The sequence below is a fragment of the Anabaena sp. CA = ATCC 33047 genome (assembly GCF_963870205.1).
In the GTDB taxonomy this organism is placed as follows: domain Bacteria; phylum Cyanobacteriota; class Cyanobacteriia; order Cyanobacteriales; family Nostocaceae; genus Trichormus.
In genome coordinates, this window is the sequence record NZ_CAWMSA010000087.1 from 1 (window position 1) to 293 (window position 293).

Genomic DNA, 293 nt, shown 5'->3' on the forward strand with positions numbered 1-293 from the left:
TGTGTGGGTGCAGAAATTCAGACCATTGTAGAAAGGGCAGCAGCTACAACTTTCTGCCTTATGTTTCCACAAGATACTTTTGCACTAGATGAATTACCACCACTGGAAATTACATTAACTTCTTTGCTAGAAGCGAGAAAAAATATTAATCCTCTAGCAATCAGAGAGGCTGACAAAGTTGAAACTATGCGGAATAAAGCTGAACTTCAAGGGCTACCATCTAGCCCTGTAGATTCATCTATCTTTAGTGTTGGTAACGTAAATATTTTTGGATAGTTATGCAAATATCACAG

Annotated in this window: 1 pseudogene; it reads left to right on the forward strand. The window is 37.9% G+C overall.

The window, feature by feature from the left end:
- Positions 1-276, forward strand: a pseudogene (locus tag AACS98_RS23180) (ATP-binding protein); the annotation flags it as partial.
- Positions 277-293 lie beyond the last annotated feature (17 nt).